This window comes from Marinobacter xestospongiae, assembly GCF_023156385.1.
GTDB classification, from domain to species: Bacteria; Pseudomonadota; Gammaproteobacteria; order Pseudomonadales; family Oleiphilaceae; genus Marinobacter; species Marinobacter xestospongiae.
Map to the genome: position 1 here is coordinate 52,140 of NZ_JAKZAK010000009.1, position 19,176 is coordinate 71,315.

Annotated in this window: 18 protein-coding genes; 10 read left to right on the plus strand and 8 right to left on the minus strand. The window is 61.3% G+C overall.

The annotated features are described in order from the left end of the window. Nucleotide 1: 1 nt before the first annotated feature. Together MLD24_RS08445 and MLD24_RS08450 are read right to left on the minus strand one after the other, a co-directional pair. Nucleotides 2-370: a VOC family protein gene (locus MLD24_RS08445; RefSeq protein WP_248166128.1), complete on the minus strand. Its 369-nt coding sequence runs from the start codon at nt 368-370 to the stop codon at nt 2-4. 209 nt (nt 371-579) lie between these two features. After that, nucleotides 580-1,242 (minus strand): SDR family oxidoreductase, encoded by a 663-nt coding sequence (locus tag MLD24_RS08450; RefSeq protein ID WP_248166130.1) that lies wholly within the window; start codon nt 1,240-1,242, stop codon nt 580-582. 173 nt (nt 1,243-1,415) lie between these two features. Between MLD24_RS08450 and MLD24_RS08455 the strand changes: the two genes are divergently transcribed. Both MLD24_RS08455 and MLD24_RS08460 read left to right on the plus strand, forming a co-directional pair. Continuing rightward, a complete protein-coding gene (locus MLD24_RS08455; protein ID WP_227173899.1) occupies nt 1,416-2,177 on the plus strand; it encodes an SDR family NAD(P)-dependent oxidoreductase in 762 nt (253 codons plus the stop codon). A gap of 7 nt (nt 2,178-2,184) precedes the next feature. After that, on the plus strand, nt 2,185-2,832 hold the full coding sequence (locus MLD24_RS08460; RefSeq protein WP_248166132.1) for a TetR/AcrR family transcriptional regulator: 648 nt from the start codon (nt 2,185-2,187) through the stop codon (nt 2,830-2,832). A gap of 8 nt (nt 2,833-2,840) precedes the next feature. Here MLD24_RS08460 and MLD24_RS08465 read toward each other — a convergent pair whose 3' ends face one another. Further along, nucleotides 2,841-3,788, minus strand: coding sequence for a LysR family transcriptional regulator (locus tag MLD24_RS08465; protein ID WP_248166134.1), 948 nt, complete (start codon nt 3,786-3,788; stop codon nt 2,841-2,843). 204 nt (nt 3,789-3,992) lie between these two features. Between MLD24_RS08465 and MLD24_RS08470 the strand changes: the two genes are divergently transcribed. The 7 genes from MLD24_RS08470 to MLD24_RS08500 all read left to right on the plus strand — a co-directional run bounded on the left by MLD24_RS08470 (nt 3,993) and on the right by MLD24_RS08500 (nt 11,712). Next, on the plus strand, nt 3,993-4,187 hold the full coding sequence (locus tag MLD24_RS08470) for a hypothetical protein (RefSeq protein ID WP_248166136.1): 195 nt from the start codon (nt 3,993-3,995) through the stop codon (nt 4,185-4,187). Between the two features lie 341 nt (nt 4,188-4,528). Then, entirely contained in the window at nt 4,529-5,740 is a 1,212-nt protein-coding gene (locus MLD24_RS08475) for a PAS domain-containing protein (protein ID WP_248166138.1), read from the plus strand. A gap of 207 nt (nt 5,741-5,947) precedes the next feature. Continuing rightward, nucleotides 5,948-7,024: a TRAP transporter substrate-binding protein gene (locus MLD24_RS08480; RefSeq protein WP_227173893.1), complete on the plus strand. Its 1,077-nt coding sequence runs from the start codon at nt 5,948-5,950 to the stop codon at nt 7,022-7,024. Nucleotides 7,025-7,127: 103 nt separating this feature from the next. After that, nucleotides 7,128-7,673, plus strand: a complete 546-nt coding sequence (locus tag MLD24_RS08485; RefSeq protein WP_227173892.1) for a TRAP transporter small permease subunit — start codon at nt 7,128-7,130, stop codon at nt 7,671-7,673. Next, nucleotides 7,670-8,971: a TRAP transporter large permease gene (locus MLD24_RS08490; protein WP_248166147.1), complete on the plus strand. Its 1,302-nt coding sequence runs from the start codon at nt 7,670-7,672 to the stop codon at nt 8,969-8,971. Before MLD24_RS08485 ends, MLD24_RS08490 begins: the two co-directional genes overlap by 4 nt. A gap of 288 nt (nt 8,972-9,259) precedes the next feature. Next, nucleotides 9,260-10,597, plus strand: coding sequence for an SAM-dependent methyltransferase (locus tag MLD24_RS08495; protein ID WP_248166149.1), 1,338 nt, complete (start codon nt 9,260-9,262; stop codon nt 10,595-10,597). Next, nucleotides 10,579-11,712 (plus strand): NAD(P)/FAD-dependent oxidoreductase, encoded by a 1,134-nt coding sequence (locus MLD24_RS08500; protein WP_248166151.1) that lies wholly within the window; start codon nt 10,579-10,581, stop codon nt 11,710-11,712. The genes MLD24_RS08495 and MLD24_RS08500 overlap by 19 nt, the downstream gene beginning before the upstream one ends. 79 nt (nt 11,713-11,791) lie before the next feature. Here MLD24_RS08500 and MLD24_RS08505 read toward each other — a convergent pair whose 3' ends face one another. The 3 genes from MLD24_RS08505 to MLD24_RS08515 form a co-directional block, all read right to left on the minus strand. Then, the gene (locus MLD24_RS08505) at nt 11,792-12,784 is read right to left on the minus strand and encodes a porin (RefSeq protein WP_227173888.1); all 993 of its coding nucleotides are present in this window, start codon (nt 12,782-12,784) and stop codon (nt 11,792-11,794) included. Nucleotides 12,785-13,050: 266 nt separating this feature from the next. Then, nucleotides 13,051-14,751, minus strand: a complete 1,701-nt coding sequence (locus tag MLD24_RS08510; protein ID WP_248166153.1) for a choice-of-anchor I family protein — start codon at nt 14,749-14,751, stop codon at nt 13,051-13,053. 190 nt (nt 14,752-14,941) lie between these two features. Beyond that, nucleotides 14,942-15,415, minus strand: coding sequence for a Dps family protein (locus tag MLD24_RS08515; protein WP_227173886.1), 474 nt, complete (start codon nt 15,413-15,415; stop codon nt 14,942-14,944). Between the two features lie 456 nt (nt 15,416-15,871). On the opposite strand from MLD24_RS08515, the gene MLD24_RS08520 reads away from it, so the two are divergent. Then, complete coding sequence (locus MLD24_RS08520) at nt 15,872-16,144, plus strand: DUF2061 domain-containing protein (RefSeq protein ID WP_227173885.1); 273 nt, start codon at nt 15,872-15,874, stop codon at nt 16,142-16,144. A 99-nt stretch (nt 16,145-16,243) separates the two neighbouring features. Here the strand turns inward: MLD24_RS08520 and ccoG are convergent, their stop codons facing one another. Together ccoG and MLD24_RS08530 are read right to left on the minus strand one after the other, a co-directional pair. Beyond that, the gene (gene ccoG / locus MLD24_RS08525; RefSeq protein ID WP_248166155.1) at nt 16,244-17,638 is read right to left on the minus strand and encodes a cytochrome c oxidase accessory protein CcoG; all 1,395 of its coding nucleotides are present in this window, start codon (nt 17,636-17,638) and stop codon (nt 16,244-16,246) included. Nucleotides 17,639-17,743: 105 nt separating this feature from the next. Beyond that, nucleotides 17,744-19,153, minus strand: coding sequence for an aminotransferase-like domain-containing protein (locus MLD24_RS08530; protein WP_248166157.1), 1,410 nt, complete (start codon nt 19,151-19,153; stop codon nt 17,744-17,746). Nucleotides 19,154-19,176: the final 23 nt, after the last annotated feature.

Genomic DNA, 19,176 nt, shown 5'->3' on the forward strand with positions numbered 1-19,176 from the left:
CTCAAAGATTCTGGCCGATACGCCAAAGTACCCCGGAAGGGTCGTAAAGCACAAAATCACGCATGCCCCAGGGTTGCTCTTCCAGCTCGCCAACGGTTACCCCAAAGCGTTCAGCCACACCGGACGCAAGCACCCGGCGGTGCCAGGCCGCCACATCCTCCACCAGCAGGTGCATCATGAAATTGCTGGCGTGCTCCGACTGGTAGAAATCCTGCAGCAGGAAGCTGGTATTGCCATGGGCGAAGTAGGCGACACCACCGCCGTCGCTGCGCAGCTCAAATCCCAAGTCCTGATAGAACTGCTTCGACAGCGCAAAGTCCCTCGCGGGCACAAACGCCTTGATCTCCACTGCGGTGGTGTTGTCTGACATCCTTGCGCGCTTCTCTCTGTTTAACACTCTCTATTTAACACTTGCGATTCAATACTCGACCTATTCAATACCCGATACGCGCCCGGTTCGATATTCGGCCTGTTCGATCCATTCCATTCTGACGCGATCGCTCTTACGGCAGCCCAGCTTGCGGCAAGCTATCTCACCTCAGCCTGCTCCAGTTTCTCGCTTCGGCTCGCCTGCCCGCCTTACCAGGGCAGTGCTTCGCCGTTGCTGTGCCAGAAGCCGCCACTGTTCTCCAGGGTCAGGGCATCAATGCGCTGGGCCAGGCCGGCGGCGGATTCTTCCGGGCTGATCAGGCCGCCGAAGTTCACCATCCGGGTCTGGACGAAACCGGGATGCAACTGGGCCACGGCAATGCCCCGGGGCTTGAGATCAACCGCCAGGGACTTGCCAAAGGCGTTCAGCGCCGCCTTGGAAGCCCGGTATCCGTAACGGCCCCCAGAGGTGTTATCGGCAATCGAGCCCATGCGACTGGTGATGTTGGCAATCTTGCTGCCATCATGCAGGTTATCCAGCAGTGTCTCGGTAACCCGCAACGGCGCATAGGCATTGATTTCCATCTGCCGGCGAATGGAATCGTAGTCGATCTGCCCCAGTACCTCATCCTGAAGCAGACCGGCGTTGTTGATCAGCAGCGTCAGCGGGGTATCCCCCACGGCCGACTTGAGGCGATCCAGTCCCGCCTGAGTGGTGACATCCACATCGTCGATCACCCGGGCCGCTACCTCAGCCAGCTCCTCCGACAGCTGACGGCAAACACCAATCACCTGCCAGCCCTCACGGGCATAATGCTTGGCCAGTTCCAGACCGATACCGCGGTTGGCACCGGTGATCAATACGGTTGACATGGTTGCCTCCTTATAAAGCACTTTGCCGAATTCCGAAAACAGCAGAAACCATACCACCGTGACTGCCTGGCGTATTCATCAAGGCCCTAAATGACCAGGGGTTACTTATTTACAGGCGACCGAATTCGCACTAAGTTACCAGGAGTCACTTAAACAAACATCAAGGAGCCCCCATGGCTTACATCCTGTTGACCGGTGCCAGCTCGGGCATCGGCGAAGTGTTCGCTCACCAGCTGGCCGCCGACGGTCAGGACCTGATCCTCACAGCCCGCCGGGAAGAACGGCTGCAGGCCCTTGCCAGCACGCTGGTCAGCCAGCATGGCATCAAAGTGGAAGTGATTGCCGCCGATCTGGCGACTGCCGATGGGGTCGATCAGCTGGTGCGGCGGATCGAGTCCGCGGACTGGCCGCTGGCGGGACTGATCAACAACGCCGGTTTTGGTGATCGTGGCCGCTTCGATGAACTGCCACTGCCACGGCAACTGGCGATGATCCAGGTGAACATCAGCTCGCTGGTTTCCCTCACCTGGCAATTGCTGCCACGACTACGCGGCCAGCGCGACAGCTTTGTGATCAACGTCGCCTCCACCGCCGCCTTCCAGGGGGGACCAAAAATGGCGGTGTACTACGCCAGCAAGGCGTTTGTGCTGTCTTTCAGTGAAGCTCTCCATGAGGAACTCAAGCACAGCGGCGTTCGTGTCAGCACCCTCTGCCCTGGGCCCACCGCCACCGAATTTGCCCAGGAGGCCAATGTCGCCGACACCAAACTGTTCAGCAGCAGCGCCATGTCTGCCGAAGCCGTGGTACGACAGGCCCTGGCCCGTCGCCGCAGTGCCATTGTCATTCCCGGTCTTCTTAACCGGCTGATGGTGTGGTCTGGTAAACTCTCGCCGCGTTGGATGACCCGTCGGATCGCGGGCTGGTTGCAGGCATGAGGACAGCATGACAGGCAGATTGTGTGGTGGGCGTCGCCGGGCCCGCAGTGCGGCGGACAAGGCAGAGCGAGAACAGCAGATACTGACGGCTGCGGACGCGCTGTTCCGCGAACGGGGGCTGGATCGTCTGACCCTGGCCGAAGTCGCCGCCCACACAGGCCTCACCAAGGCCGCCTTGTATCGTTACTTCCGCAGCAAGGAAGTGCTGTTCCTGGCAGTGTATCGGCGAGCCCTTGACCGGCTGGTGGCAGCCATCGAGGCGTTGCCGGCGCAGGCGTTTCCCGGCGGCTTCACCGACACCCTGCTGGCCCATGACAGCTACTGCCGGCTGACCGCCATCCTCCACGTCGCCCTGGAGTCCGGTCTGAGCGAGCAGGAGGCGAAGGATTTCAAGCACCACCTGCTGCACCAGACCCGTCGACTTCAGGCCCGTATCGAAAGCATCAGCAGGCAGCCACCGGAAGCCTGCTTCCGTTACCTGATGCAGTGCCAGCAGGCGCTAATCGGGTGCTGGCACCTGAGCCACCCTTCCGACACCGTGGCACGCGCCATGGCGGAACCACCGCTGTCGGCGTTCCGACTCGATTTCGCCGATACCCTGCGCCAGCATCTGGCGCTGTTGACCGACGCCCTGGTCAACGGCCGCAATGGATGATCGCCCCATCACGCCGGCGCGCCGGACGGGGTCACCACCGGTGATTCACTTGCGGCAGGCGCCGGCTGCTCCCCAAGCCACTGGGCTTCCACCAGCCGGGCAAAGCCCTGCAGTTCCTGGATCTGCTGCAACCGATCCTGCCGTACCACCAGATACAGCGCCACAGGCTGGGCAGTGTCCGGAACCAGTCGGATCTCATGGCGCGCGGCCGCCATCTCCGCCAGATGACTTTCCACCAGCCCCAGGCCGAGCCCTGCCTTGACCATGGCTATGGTGGAGTACTCGTCGTCCGACGTCGCCACCAGATTGGCGGCAGGGTAATGCCCCCCCATGGCTTCTTTCATCAGATCGATATACGGACACGCCGGCGATGGTGAGATCCAGGGCAGTGTCGCCAGTTCACTGGCACTGTCCGGCAGGTAGTCCGGACCACCGTTCATTGGGGCGATGGTGACTACCTGAATCTGGCCAAGCACGATCCGGGTCAGATCACGATGGTCGCTGCCGCCGTAGACAAACCCCACGTCCAGATCCCCCGCCTGAACCAGTTGCTGAATCTCAGCGGAGTTGCTGGACTTGATCACCAGCGACACATCCGGCAGTTCCCGCGCCGTGGTCTCCAGTACCGTTTCAATCCTCAGCAGCTCGGGCAGCGCATTCAGTCCCAGCAGCAGCTGACGTTTGCGCTGGCCAGAAATCGCCCGCGCGGTGGTCTCCAGTTCCGCCAGGTTACCCAGAATGCGGTACGCCAGGGGCAGCAACGTCAGTCCCGCTTCGGTCAGCAACATGCCCCGGCTGCTGCGTTCAAACAGCTGCAGCCCCAGACTGTCTTCCAGCTGTTTCAGTTGGGTGCTGACCGCCGCGGGAGTGGAATGACGGCGGGAGGCGGCACGGGTCAGGTTTTTCTCTTCGGCAATCAGGACGAAGGATCTCAGCTTCTCCAGCTGGATGTGCATGGCGGTTTCCTCCGGGCGGGAACGAGAGTCACGACCTGCCAGGCAAGTCGGAGACAGCCCTAATGGTAGCGGATTCAGACCGGGCCTGCGTTCACGGATCGTTAACGCAGGCTCAAAAAAAGCTTGATTCCGCCGCCCCGGACACCGGCCTAACATCGAAGCCTGACCCATCGCCCGTTCCGGGCCAGCAAAGGAGGTGACACCATGGCCATCCCTCATCACCCGAGACATGTCCTTTCCCTGGTCAGCACCTGGTTCCGTCGCGCCCGGCGCCGGCGCCAGCTTCGCAATGAGCTTGGCGAGGCCAGTCCGCAATGGCTGGCACGCATGGAGCGCGACGTCGGCCTGCCCCCGGGCGGTCTGGCCCGCGAGATGCACAAGCCGTTCTGGACACGTTGACCTGCAACAGTGACTGGCGTCCGCCGCGGCGGCGCCAGTTCCCCGCTTTACCGATAAACTGACACACGGCCTGCCAAACCGATTTCAACACGCGAGCCCGAGCACCCCGGCCCAGATCATCGCGGGTCCCGGAGGTGTGAATCAGGGTATCAAGAGACAGTGGCTGATGGCGTTTCATGATGGGCACTCCAATCAACGAATGGAGCCCCATTACACCGCCCCCGGCGCCTGGCCGGCCATCGAATTGTCGTTGACGCGGGCGTTCAGAATTCGTTAACGGAACCACAATCCCGCACCGATCCCCTCGCGTCATCCGACAGGGCATCTATACTGGGGTGAGAATGTCTTCGCAGGGCCGACAGCCGTTACCGCCCGCCCCTGCGACCGCGCTGAAGGACCAGTTAACCATGGGCCGCGAGATTCAGTCACTGGAAGCGGACAGCCTCTACGATGCCCTGATGAATGCCGCCGCCGACGCCATCGTGGTGATCGATGAGCACGGCATCATCCGCCATTTTTCGGACTCCGCCCAGGATCTGTTCGAGTACCCTGCCGACGAATGCCTGGGGCAGAACGTCCGCATGCTGATGCCGGAACCTTACCGGAGCCAGCACGACGGCTACCTCAAACGCTACCAGCGCAGCGGCGAAGCCAAGATCATCGGCATTGGCCGGGATGTCCATGGCCTGAAGAAATCCGGCCGCCAGTTCCCCATGCATCTGTCGGTGGGAGAAGCCCGGGTGCAGGGGCAACGGCTGTTCGTCGGCATCTGCCACGATCTCACCACCTACCGCACCACCATTGCCGAGCGTGTGTCCATTGAAAAACTTCAGCACGCCCTGCTGGACGCTGCTGTTGACGGCATCATCACTATCAATGAGCGGGGCCTGATCACCAGCTTCAACCCTGCCGCCGAAACGCTGTTTCAGTACCGGCGGGAAGACGTGATCGGTGAGAACGTCAAAATGCTGATGCCCGCCCACTACGCGCGGGAGCACGACGACTACATCCGCCGTTACCTCAACTCCGGCCAGCCGGGCATCATCGGTATCGGCCGCGATGTCACCGGCCGTCGCCGGGATGGCAGCGAGTTCCCCATGCATCTGTCGGTGGGTGAATCCGAGCAGGATGGTCGCCGGCTGTTTGTTGGTATCTGCCACGACCTCAGTAACTATCAGGAGGTGCTGTTACGCATGGCCCGGGCCGAACGTCGCTACAAGGACATCGTCCAGAGCCAGCGCCAGCTGATCTGCCGTGTCGATGCCCAGTTGCGACTGACGTTCACCAACGCGGCCTTCGGAAAAGCCGCGGGCAGGCAACAAAAAGACCTGATCGGCACCAGCCTGGCGCAACTGACCCGCACGGACGCTCAGACACTGCAGACCCACCTCGCCCCCCTGTTCACCGACCCCGCCCACCAGGAAACCGAACTGACACTGACCATGGGTGACCAGGACCCGGGCACCCAGGTCGCCTGGCACTTCCTCAGCCTGCCCCTCAGCGACGACTACGGCCAGGAGTTACAGGGGACTGGGGTGCTGATCAAGACCTGACATCGGCTCAGATCGGGACAGAAACCTTACAGATTCAAGGGTTTCTTTATACGAACCGCTAACTATACCTGCCGCCCTCAGCTACGATAATAGGTTGTGTCAGGATGACACCCGTTTCCTGCCGTGGCCGCTGGCTGCGCGGGGGCAGGTGTCGGACAACCCGACTCACTATAACGACAATATTCAGGAACAGAGGAATATCAAACAATGAAATTACGTTCCGTAGTCTCCGCCCTGGCCCTGGGGCTGGCCAGCTGTCTCTCCGCCTCTCAGGCGCTCGCCCAGGAGCGCTTCACGCTGCGCCTGGCGGAAACCTGGGGGCCGAACTTCCCCATCTTCGGTGACACCACCAAGAACATGGCGCGCATGGCGGAAGAAATGTCGGACGGTCGCCTGCGCATCCGCATCGACTCATCCAACAAACACAAGGCACCGTTCGGTGTCTTCGACATGGTCAAGGCCGGCCAGTACGACCTCGGTCACTCGGCCTCCTATTACTGGAAAGGCAAGGTTCCCAACACCCTGTTCTTCACCAGCATGCCCTTTGGCATGACCGCACTGGAGCAGTACGCCTGGTTCTACTACGGCGACGGTATGGAGCTGATGCAGGAAGTGTATGAGCCCCACAACATGCTGTCGTTCCCCGGCGGTAACACCGGCATCCAGATGGGCGGCTGGTTCCGCGACGAGATCAACTCCCTGGAAGATCTGCAGGGGCTGAAGATGCGGATTCCCGGTTTTGCCGGCGAAGTCTTCGCGGAAGTGGGCGTTAACCCCACCAACATTGCCCCGGGCGAGCTCTACACCGCTCTGGAGCGTGGCACCATCGACGCCACCGAGTGGGTAGGTCCGGCCCTGGATCTGCGTCTGGGCTTCCAGCAGATTGCCGACTACTACTACACCGGCTGGCATGAACCGGCCACCGAGTTGCAGTTCCTGGTCAACCAGGACACCTGGGAGAAGCTGCCGGACGACCTGCGGGAAATCCTTCGCATCGCCATGCGCACCGCCGCCTACGACATGCTGGTGCAATCGATGCACGAGAACGCCCGTGCCTGGGCCTCCATCAAGCAGGAACATCCCAACATCGAAGTCCGCACCTTCCCGGATGACGTGATCCAGGCGATGTTCGACGCCAACCGCAAACTGCTGGCGGAAGCGGCCGAGCGTGACGACCTGGCACAGCGCATCGTTGAGTCCCAGGAAACGTATCTGGACAATGCCCGCGCCTACACGGAAATTTCCGACCGCGCCTACCTGAACACCATGGCCGAACTGGAATAATCCCGTAGCCCGGGAAGCACCGGAGCCGTCCCCGGACCGCTCCGGTGCTGTCGTATACAGATACGAAAAGAGCCGGCCCTGCAAGCCGGCCAGAGGAAACACAATGCGCTGGATTGTTAAACTGGACAACGGCCTTGCCCGGCTGTCCAACATCTGCGGCTGGATCGCCTGTGTGGCACTGATCCTGATGCTGTTCAACGTCTTCTACGACGTTATTACCCGCTACGTTTTCAACGATGTCTCCATTGGCATGCAGGAAATGGAGTGGCACCTCTACTCGGTGGTGTTCCTGCTCGGTATTCCCTACGCCCTGCGCACCGACGGCCATGTCCGGGTCGACGTGCTCTATCAGGGCCGCAGCGAACGCTTCAAGGCCATCATCAACCTGGTGGGCGCGCTGGCCTTCGTCCTGCCCTTCGCTGCACTGATCGCCACCTACGGCTACAGCTTTACCGTCGAATCCTACAACCTGGGCGAGAGCAGCGGTGATCCCGGCGGTCTGCCGTACCGCTGGATCATCAAGTCGGTGATTCCGCTGTCCGCCTTTTTCATCGCCACCAGTGGCCTGGGCATGGTTACCTACGCCCTGCGGGTGCTGGCTGGTGAACAGAGCTACCACGATGAGAACAGCAAGGAGGGCCTAGCATGATCGGTATCATCATGTTTGGGGTGTGCCTCGCCATGTTGCTGTGGGGCTTCCCTGTCGCCTTTACCTTTGGTGGCGTTGCACTGGTGTTCGGGCTGATTGCCGAGGGGCCGGAACTGTTTGCGTTCATGCCGTTCCGGATCATGAGCGTGATGCAGAATACGGTGATGATGGCCATTCCCCTGTTCATCTTCATGGGGGTGGTGCTGCAACGAACCCGACTGGCAGAACAGTTGCTGACCTCGATGGGACGGCTGTTTGGCGGCCTCCCTGGCGGGCTGGCTATTTCCACCATTCTGGTTGGCGCGCTGTTGGCCGCCTCCACCGGTGTGGTGGGTGCCAGCGTGGTGGCGATGGGACTGATCTCACTGCCGGTGATGCTGGCCCACAACTACGACAAACGCCTGAGCTGCGGCACCATTTGTGCCTCAGGTACTCTGGGCCAGATCGTGCCGCCATCAATCATCCTGATCATTCTCGGTGACGTTCTCGGTTTGCCGGTGGGCGACCTGTTCAAGGCTGCGGTGATTCCCGGTCTGGTGCTTGTAGGCCTGTACATCGCCTACATCCTGGTGCTGACGAGGCTGAAACCCCAGACCGCACCGGCCATGCCGGACGATTCCGGCCTCAGCCGCAAGCAGGAAATCGTCAGCGCCCTGATCGCCATCATTCCACCTCTGGCGCTGATCGTGATCGTGCTGGGTTCGATCTTCACCGGCATTGCCACGCCCACCGAATCCTCCGCCCTTGGCGGTGTCGGTGCTCTGGTGCTGGCCATTGCCTATCGTCAGTTCTCGTTCCGGATGATCTGGGAAAGCGCTCGCGATACCGTCAAGGTGACCGCCATGGTGTTCGCCATCCTGATCGGTGCTACGGCCTTCTCCATGGTATTCAGCTACACCGGCGGCGATTATCTGCTGGAAGAGTGGATGCTGGCGCTGCCAGGTGAAAAGTGGGGCTTCCTGATTCTGTCCATGCTGGTGATCCTGGTGCTGGGTTTCTTCATCGATTTCGTGGAGATTTCCTTCATCGTGGTGCCAATCCTGGCGCCGATCGCGGAACTGCTCGGCATCAACATGCTGTGGTTCGCGATCCTCATCGCCATGAACCTGCAGACCAGCTTCCTGACACCACCGTTCGGGTTCAGTCTGTTCTACCTCAAGGGGGTCTCGCCACCGAGCGTGAAGACCACGGACATCTACAAGGGCGTCATCCCGTTCATCGGGTTGCAGGCACTGGTGTTGATCCTGATCTTCATATTCCCGGAGTGGTTCGGCATGAGCTCCACCTCAGGCTACTGATTCCACCCTTAGCTCTGACAACGCCGGCGGGCCAGGCCTCCGGCGTTGTCCGATCATTCGTCACACGAGCACCCGTTCCGATCTCCGCCCTCCCGCCAACACAACGCCACAAACCAGACTGTCAGGACGATCAACGCTATCAATACGATAGCCCAGCGCTATAAGCCCACCACTGACAAACATCGATCATTTTCTATACTGACAGTAATAAACCGGCTCAACCCCGAAGCCGGACCGAAATGACGTAATGGCGTCCGTGTGACGTTTGCCTGCGGGAGACCTGCCTCCATGACACCGAGCACCGCCAAGAAAACCGACCGATCCGACAAGCCAGCGACTTCATCCAGCCACCCGCTGACCCTGCCGCTGGAAGACCACGCTGTTGAGCGGGAACCCCACAGCTACGAACGCTGGCTGATTGCCAAACTGTTGCGCATGGCCGGCTCACCGCCGATCCGCTTCCAACTCTGGAATGGCGAGGTGGTGGAACCGGAGCAGGGAGAAGCCCGCTACACCCTAACCGTAGCGGACCCGCGGGCGCTGATGCAGCTGGTCTCCAATCCCAACCTGGCGTTCGGCGACCTCTACAGCGCCGGACGCCTGGAGGTGGACCAGGATCTGCCCGGCCTGATGGCGACCCTTTACCGCGCCATCCACCAGGCCAGCGAGCGCTGGCCGCGCTGGCTGGAAGCGTTGTGGCGCAATCACAGCCCCCGTGCCACCGGCGTGGACGAAGCCCGTGACAACATCCACCATCACTACGATCTGGGCAACGAGTTCTACCGGTTGTGGCTGGATCAGGCGGAGATGCAGTACACCTGCGCCTACTACGAACGCCCCGATCTCACCCTGGAGCAGGCGCAACTGGCCAAGCTGGAACATGTCTGCCGCAAACTGCGGCTGCGCCCGGGCCAGACGGTGGTTGAGGCCGGCTGTGGCTGGGGTGGACTGGCCCGCTACATGGCCCGCCACCACGGCGTCACCGTGCACGCCTACAACATCTCCCGGGAGCAGGTGGCCTTTGCCCGCGCCGAGGCGGAACGTCAGGGCCTCAGTGACCGCATCCAGTACATTGAGGACGACTACCGCACCATCCACGGCCAATACGACGCCTTCGTTTCCGTGGGCATGCTGGAGCACGTTGGTAAAGACCATTACCCCACCCTGGCAGCGCTGATTCGACGGACACTCAAACCCGATGGGCTGGCGCTGCTGCACAGCATCGGCCGCAACCGGCCCATGCTGATGAATTCCTGGATCGAGAAACGCATCTTCCCGGGGGCCTACCCCCCCAGTATCGGCGAGCTGGTTTCGATCTGCGAAGACGGTCACTTCTCGGTGCTCGATGTGGAAAACCTGAGGCTGCATTACGCCCAGACCCTGCGTCACTGGCTGCAACGCTTCGAGGCCCACCAGGACACCATCCGTGAGCTGTACGACGATCACTTCAGCCGCGCCTGGCGGCTCTACCTCGCCGGGTCCATCGCTGCCTTTGAGGTTGGGTCACTGCAACTGTTTCAGGTGGTGTTCAGCCACGGCGACAACAACCAACTGCCGCATAGCCGGGCAGACCTGTACCAGCGATCAGCAGCGCCGGAGGCCGGAGCATGGACTACTACGACCTGATCATCGTCGGTGCCGGTCCCGCCGGTTCCACCCTGGCCTGGGCACTGAAGAACAGCGGAAAACGGGTGCTGGTGCTGGACAAACAGCCCTTCCCCCGGGACAAAACCTGCGCCGGCTGGGTCACCCCAGTGGTCCTCGACAGCCTGGAGATTGACCCGGAGGACTATCGTGCGCAGCACACCCTGCAGCCCATCCGTCGCTTCCGCATCGGCATGATGGGGCAGCCCGCCGTGGAGAACGATCACGGTGACGTGGTGAGTTATGGCATCCGTCGCTGCGAGTTCGATCACTACCTGCTGTCCCGGGTGGACGCCGACTGCAAGCTGGATACTGCCGTCACCAGCCTGCAACGGGACGACCGCCACTGGCTGGTCAACGAGCGCTGGCGCACCCCGTTGCTGGTGGGTGCCGGCGGCCACTTCTGCCCGGTGGCGCGGTTGCTGGGGGATGGCCCGGGACGTCATGAAACGGTGGTGGCAGCGAAGGAAGTGGAGTTTCAGCTCAGCCCGCAACAGGCCGAAGACTGCGCGGCCCGGGGCGACACCCCGGAACTGTGGTTCTGTCGTGACCTCAAAGGCTATGCCTGGATCTTCCGCAAAGGTCGTTATCTCAACATCGGCCTGGGCCGGGAGGACAACCACAAACTCAGCGAACATCTGGCCCGGTTTGTCGCCGACATGCAGGCCGATGGACGCATTCCCGCCGACCTGCCCGGCCGCTTCAAGGGCCACGCCTACCTGCTCTACGACCACGCCGAACGGCCGCTGCTGGACGACGGCGTGCTGCTGGTGGGCGACGCTGCCGGCCTGGCCTACACCCAGAGTGGCGAGGGCATCCGCCCGGCGGTGGAATCGTCACTGCTGGCCGCCGAGGTGCTGCGACTGGCACCGGACGCCTCCGCCCGCTCCCTGCAACCCTACGGCGAGGCCATTGCTGAACGCTTCGGCACCCGCTCCCTGCAACGGCACGACGGCTGGCAGCTGCCCGACTGGGTTCGCACCTCCCTCGCTGGCAGGTTGATGCGCTCGCACTGGTTCACCCGCAAGGTGGTGACCGAGAAATGGTTCCTCCACCAGCAGGTCCCGCCGCTGGCCCTGGCGAGCCAGGGCCGGTAACAGCCGCTGCCAGTGCAAATGCAAAAAGCCGGGCCTCCTGACTGGAGCCCGGCGAACGAGTTAACTCAACAGCCTGGAGTTACATTGAGAATTTGTGCTCGAAACCAATTCCGAAGGTGGAATCTTCCAGGTCGCCCTTGTCTTCCTCAACTTGGGAGAAGTAGCCAAACACCTTGCTGTTCTTCGCCAGTTTGTAGTCTGCGCCCACCGCCATCAGAGTAACTTCGTCGTCGCTCTGGTCGAGGTCATTGAGGCCGTACTGGGCCTTCAGCTTCCAGCGATCCAGCTTCACGGCAGCACTCAGCAGGAAGGCATTGTCTTCGTAACTGACGCCCTCAACCTCATCGGAAGTTTCGGACATCTGGTACATCGCACCAATCTCGAAGATGTCCAGCTTGGCCTTGGCGCCCAGGCGCAGGGTATCGGCCTTGGCATCGTCGCCGAGGTCGAAGATCTCGGTTTCCATTTCTGAATCGTAGGCGATGGCGGCGTAGATCATATCGGTCTCATAGACCAGGGAACCGGAGAAGGCATCCGCCGGGCCGTCGTCTTCACCGCCGGCGTCTTCACCCGGAACAAACGCAAAGTTCAGTTGCAGGGCATCGGCAAAGGTGGGGGTGGAGTACTGGACAATATCGCTGACCCGCTCATCGCCACCCATCACATGCTTGAGATCGCCGCCGAGGTCGCCGAACTGGTCAATCTTGCCCTGGGAGGCTTTCAGTGGCGTATCGAACTTACCGGCAATCAGGGTACCGGCGCTGGCGTGGGCGAAACCGCCGTAGATGTTGCGCTGGGCGAAGGTCTGGCCCTTCTTGTCGCCGTCGTCCACGGAGATCTCAAACTCGGCCTTGTAGATTGCCTCCAGGTTGTTGACGTCCAGATCCAGCGCGCCTTTGACACCGAGGCGGGAGGCGTTGCTGTTCAGCTCCCAGGCATCATCGGTGCCATTGTCGGCGTTTTCGTAGGACACGTTGACCTTGCCGTAGACGGTAGGTCCCTTGTCAGCCAGGGCAACGGAAGGCAACGCAACCAGGGAACCGATGGCCAGGGCGAGCAACTGCTTTTTCATCAATCTGTCTCCAATGTTGGGCTCATGTATACGAGTGAGCCCAATATGGAGCGGCCAGATGACTGAGCGGTGAAGAATTCCTTTCAGGAATATTAATTAACCAAATCAAAACTAACCGATATAAATGCTAATCGGTTCAAAGTCATCTTTACCGATCTGGGGAGCCATGGCTTAGACGGTTACTGGAATAAGAAACGGCCATCGCCGCGAGACGATGGCCGTGATACTCAGACAGGGCCGGAACATCCGGCCAGGTCAGCAGGGCTTTACTCGTCCGCCACCTCGCTGACGGCGATGGCGTACAGGGTGGTGCTGCCACTCACCTCGTTGCCCACTGCCAGCAGCGGTGCCCCGGTGGGGCTGTCAGCCGCGCTGATAAACGCCAGCCCTTCTGGGCCCAGGTCACCCGCCATGCCGACCTGCAGGTCAGCCTCGGACACGCTGAAGTCACGGTTGTTGAGGTACTGAACAAAGGTTGGCGCCTGGGGCGTGCTGATGTCATACACCATAATGCCACCAACCCGCTCCAGACCGATGAAAGCGAAGGTCTGGCCATTGATCTGGCCAACGGTCACCCCTTCAGGCTCCGGCCCCTTGTCGTCGGAGCGGTTGTCGAAGTTGTTGTCATCGTTGGTGGCATTGAAGAACGCCGGCAACTGCTCGGCGGTGATGGTTTCAAAGGCACTGCCGCTGTCGAACACCAGTTCGCCGCTGGCGGACCAGATCGAGAACGAGCGGGCGCCGTAGGCGTACAGGGTATCGAACTCACAGTCGGCTTCGGCAGCGTCTTTATAGTTGCCGGCTCCAGCGCCATAGGGATCACAATCGTTGCTGATGCCCTGGGTCCAGGTGGTTTTGAGGCGGCCCAACTGGTGATCTTCCTGCAGCCCGGCAAGGTCGGCAAACGCCCCGTCGGCCAGGGTCAGATCCTTGATACGCAACTCTTCACTGAAGCCGTCGTAATCCCGGGCATCGCCTTCGTTGGCAGTAACGTAGTAGGTTTGCCCCGCCACCGCGTAGGCAGCGATGGCGTCCGGCTGATACATCCCCAGGACCGGCCAGTTGGCCAGGCGAACCGCGCCGTCCTCGTTCGACGGATCGGCATTAAGGTCGCGGTTGCTGGGGTCGAGCTCGTTGCCGGCCACGCTGTGATCCTTGTAGCCCAGCGGCAGTACCCGGCTGATGCGGTTCTCGATCAGATCAATCTCGGCCACCGCGTTGTTTTCCTGCAGGGTCACCCAGCCGCTGTCGCCATCCGGTGCCACGGCAATGTATTCCGGCTCAAAATCCTGGGATGCTGACGCACCGGGACCGAAGATGCGAATCCCCTGGGCCCGGAGCTCCGCTTCCTGGCCGTCGAAGGCCTCGAATCCGGCGGTGGTCACAGCGGCGGCGGCCACGCCGTTGGTCAGATCGATAATGCTGACCGAGCCCCGGGGATCGTTGCTGTAGTCGTCGCTGGGCTCGCCCTCGTTAGCCACCAGCACCCGCTGGCCATCGGGCGTAAAGGTCACCATGTCCGGCAATGCGCCCACGGTCACCGCGCCCACCTTATTGAGGTCGGTGGCGTTGTAGAACACCACCTGGCCGGCGGCCTGCTTGTCTTCAGCCTCAATCGCCACCGCCACCAGATCACCATGGACCGCAACACTGTTGGCGCTGGCGCCTTCGGCACTGGCGTCAATGGTTGCCAGCTTACTGGGCATGGCGGGGTCCTGAATGTCCAGCACATCCACTGTGGATGCGGCGGCGTTGATCACGAACAGACGCTGGTGAACCGGGTCGTGAGCCACAATCTCGGCAGCGCCTTCATCGAACAAGTTGGTCCGGTAGCTACCCAGAACACTCAGTTCAATGGTGGCCCGGGTGCTCGGGGAGGTGTCCTTGTCGTCATCGTTACTGCAGGCCGCCAACCCGAACAGGGAGGTCACAATGGCAGCGCTGAGCAGAGTTTTACGTAAGTGCATGGTACGCCTCTTTCGTTATAGTGAACGTTTGGCGTAGCCAAGGGTGGCGACGAACAATGACCGTTCCGTGTCACTGATATGACGATGGCGTGACGGAAGGAAGGCAAGAGTGTGACTGGCAGGTGACAGAAACAAATCGGGCCCGCGATTGCGGGCCCGATGGCAACATTTGGCAGACCTACTGGCAGATTTACTGACCCAGGTAGCTGCGATACATCCAGACGGTCTTCTCCTGCTGGGAGATGTAGTCACTCATCAGCGCCACGGTGCCTTCGTCATCGGCATCGCCGGCCAGCGCCAGCAGATCACGCTGCTTACCGATCAGCTTGGCGAAGCTCTCGACAATCTGGCCAACTGCGGTCTTGCCGTCGGACACGTCCTTGCTCTCCGCCACCTCGGAGTGCTCGATGTAGGTGCTGTAGGCATGAGCCGGACGGTGGCCCAGAGTCAGCACCCGCTCGGCGATCTCATCGATCTTCAGCAGCAGGTCATCGTAGAGTTCCTCGAACTTGGCGTGCAGTTCGAAGAAGTTCTCCCCCTTGATGTTCCAGTGATAGCCACGGACGTTCATGTAGAAAATCTGGTAGTTGGAGAGCAACTCGTTCAGTGCCTCCGCCAGTTTTTGCGTTTTCGCGGTATCCAAACCAATGATGTTGGTACTCATGGGGTGTCTCCTTGACCAATGGATGTCAGTAAGATCGTAACGCTGGCCGTGAACCAGGCCATTGGCGATTCCACGTATCACTCAGGCGATGTGAGTGGGTAACCGTCAGCAACGATCAGAATCAGCAATGGGCTGTTTCCCGACTGCACGACTACTATAGCCACTGCCCTGGCTGTGGGGAAGTTGAGTTCACCAATGCCACCAATAGAGAAAGGCAATTGCATTGCAACCATTAATACATTTTAACTTTTCACCATTACCTTCCAACGCCAGTGCCTGTCACTGGTGAATTGGCAACTGTGGCGGCGACGGTCAATCACCGAGTCAAACGCGGCGGCTGTCGATTGAGCAGGACTATCAAATCCCTAGGAACAATCGAATTAACGAAAAGGAATGATTCCTGTTTACTGACAGCAATCGCCGGCCGTCGCCGGCCCAGAACCTGCGGAGACGACCATGAGCGCCCTGAAACATCTGCTTCATAACCACAGTCACAGCGATCATTCACTGCTTAAAACCATCACCTTTGCCATCACCCACTTCACGGTGGCGTTCACTGTGGCCTACGTGCTGACGGGGGACATCCTGATCGGTAGCCTGATTGCGATGGTTGAACCGGCCATCAACACCGTGGCCTATTTCTTCCATGAGAAGCTGTGGCTGAGACTGGGCGCCGCGCCCGACGACGCGGGTCACCACACCAGCTCGGCCGGCGGGACCCTAGCCTGAGGCCGAAGGACGCTGGCGGGGAAAATCGGGAGGACAAACCGCCCCACACGATCCCTCGACGAAGTGACGGGAATCGTGCGGGGCTCTGGTGACCGGTGGCTAGAAGGCCGGCCCGGTAAAGGCGCTGCGGCGCTCGTCGCGATGATCGGGGTTGTCCAGATCCGCCACCACAAAGTGAACGTCGCTGCTGACATCGTCCAGGGATTCCGGCGGTGCCGATACCACCACCGCCAGCTCCCGGGTCTCACCACCATCGAGGGTCAGCGTCTCGGGCGCTTCCAGGGTCAGGCCATCCAGCCCGATGGCGGAGAGTTCGAACTGGCGGGCTTCCGGCGCCTTGTTGAGCAGCTTGAGACGGTAACTGTTCTCAATCTGGCCAACGTCGTTGTAACGGAACAACGAGCGGTCTTTGGCCACTTCCAGCGCCACCATCGGCCGGTTGGCCACACCCCACACCAGCGCACCGATCATGGTGACCAGCACCGCGGCATACCCCACCATGCGTGGACGGAACAGCCGCATCGGACCGCCGGACAGTTGCCGCTGGCTGGCGTAGCGAATCAGGCCACGGTCGTATCCTATCCGGTCCATAATGGAATCGCAGGCATCGATACAGGCGGCACAGCCGATGCAATCGATCTGCAGGCCGTCGCGGATATCAATACCGGTGGGACACACCTGCACGCACTGGTAACAGTCAATGCAGTCACCCAGGCCCTGGCTTGCCGGGCTGACGGTGCGCTTGCGGTGGCCGCGGGGGTCGCCCCGGTTGGCGTCGTAGCTGATCACCAGCGAATCGTCATCAATCATCACCGACTGGAAGCGGCCGTACGGGCACATGTGCAGGCACACTTTCTCCCGCAGCCAGCCGGCGTTGATGTAGGTTGCGGCGGTGAAGAAGAACACCCAGAACGCCGCCGAGGCGCCGGAGGAGAAGGTCAGCAGATCCGCTACCAGGGGCCGGATCGGGGTGAAGTAACCGACAAAGGTCAGCCCGGTAAGCAGACTGATCAGCAGCCACAGGGTGTGCTTCTGGGACCGCTTCAACACCTTGTTCAGGCTCCAGGGGGCCTGGGCCAGACGCATACGCTGGTTGCGGTCCCCTTCGGTCACCCGCTCCACCCACAGGAACAGCCAGGTCCACATGCTTTGCGGGCAGCTATAGCCACACCAGATACGCCCGGCGAGCACGGTGATAAAGAACAGGCCAAAGGCGCAGATCACCAGTCCGGCAGTGAGCAACGTCAGGTCCTGGGGCCAGAAGGTGGCGCCGAAGATATGGAACTGGCGGTTGCTGATGTCCCACAGCACCGCCTGGCGACCTTCCCAGGTCAGCCAGACGGTGGCGAAGTAGAGGCCAAACAGCAGGGTGCCGCCGGCTATCCGCAGGTTCCGGTAGAAGCCCTTGAAGCTGCGGGGAAAGATCCCGCTGGGGGCCGCGTCGGACCCACGGTCTTTGACGGGAATGTTGGTTGCGGGAATACGCTCGCTCATCAGAAGACACTCTTGGTTGGTGCATGATCACACCTACCAGTGTCCTCTTTGGCGACACCAGGAAACAGATCCAGATCTTTTAAAAAAAAGCGTATCAGATGCAGCTCAGCGGCATTGCACCAGATCCGCCAGCGTGGCGATCGCCGCCTCCTGGCTGTCGTTCCAGGGGTGACCAAAGTTCAGCCGGACACAATGGCCAAACCCCCGGGTGGCGGAAAACATCGGCCCCGGTGCCAGCCCGATCCCCCGCTCGGAGGCCGCCCGGAACAGCGCCAGCACATCGTTGCCCGGTGGCAGTTCCAGCCACAGGAAATAACCGCCGGTGGGTCGGCTGACCCGCACCTGCGGGGGAAAGTAACGGTCAATGGCCGCCAGCATCCGGTTCTTCTGGGTTTCCAGGCTGCTGCGAAGCCCCCGCAAGTGGCGGTCAAAACCACCATGTTCCAGGTAGTCGGCCAGGGCCGCCTGGGCCGGCACCGACGCCGACAGGGTGGTCATCAGCTTCAGCCGCTGAACCGTCTCCAGGTAGCAGCCGGCAGACACCCACCCCACCCGATAGCCCGGCGCCAGACACTTGGAGAACGAGCTGCAGTGCATCACCAGGCCGTCGCGATCAAATGCCTTGGCCGGCACCGGCGCTTCCCGGCTGAAGTAGAGCTCGCCGTAGACATCGTCCTCAATCAGTGGAATCTGGTGGCGGTGTAACAGCTCCACCAACTGGCGCTTGTGATCCGCCGGCATCGACGCGCCGGTTGGGTTCTGGAAGTTAGTCATGAACCAGCAGGCCTTGATGTCGTGCTGATCCAGCGCCTGCTCCAGTACACCCAGGTCAACGCCGGTAGCGGCACGCACCGGAATCTCCACCGCCTGCAGCTGTAACCGTTCCAGGACCTGCAGGCAGGCGTAGAAGGCCGGCGCCTCGATGGCAACCAGGTCACCGGGTTTGGTGACCGCCTGCAGGCACAGGTTGAGAGCTTCCAGCGCGCCGTCGGTCACCAGCACTTCCTCCACCGGCACCGACACCCCGGAAATGGCATAGCGCACCGCGATCTGGCGGCGCAGGCTGTGGTTGCCAGGCGGCAGGTCGGCCACCACCGAGCGCAGATCCATCAGCCGAGTGGCCTTGGCCATGGAGCGGGCCAGCCGCTGCATCGGAAACAGCGTGGGACAGGGAAAGGCCGAGCCAAACGGTACCTGGGACGCCTCCCGCATGGAGCGCAGCACCGAGAACACCAGTTCGCTGACATCGACGCTGGTGCGCTGGGTTTCGTCGTAGCCCGCCGCCGGTTCGGGCAGCGAGTGGGAGGTCAGGCTGGTGACAAAATAGCCGGATTTGGGACGGGCATAGATCAGCCCCATGTTTTCCAGCAGGTAGTAGGCCCGGAACACCGTCGACGGACTGACCTTGTAAGTGCGGCTGGCCAGGCGCACCGAGGGGATGCGCTGACCAGGCTGGAGGGTGCCATCGCGGATCAGTTCAGCCAGATCGTGGGCCAGTTGCTCGAATCGCTTCACTGCCGAATTCCGTCTGTGGGCCG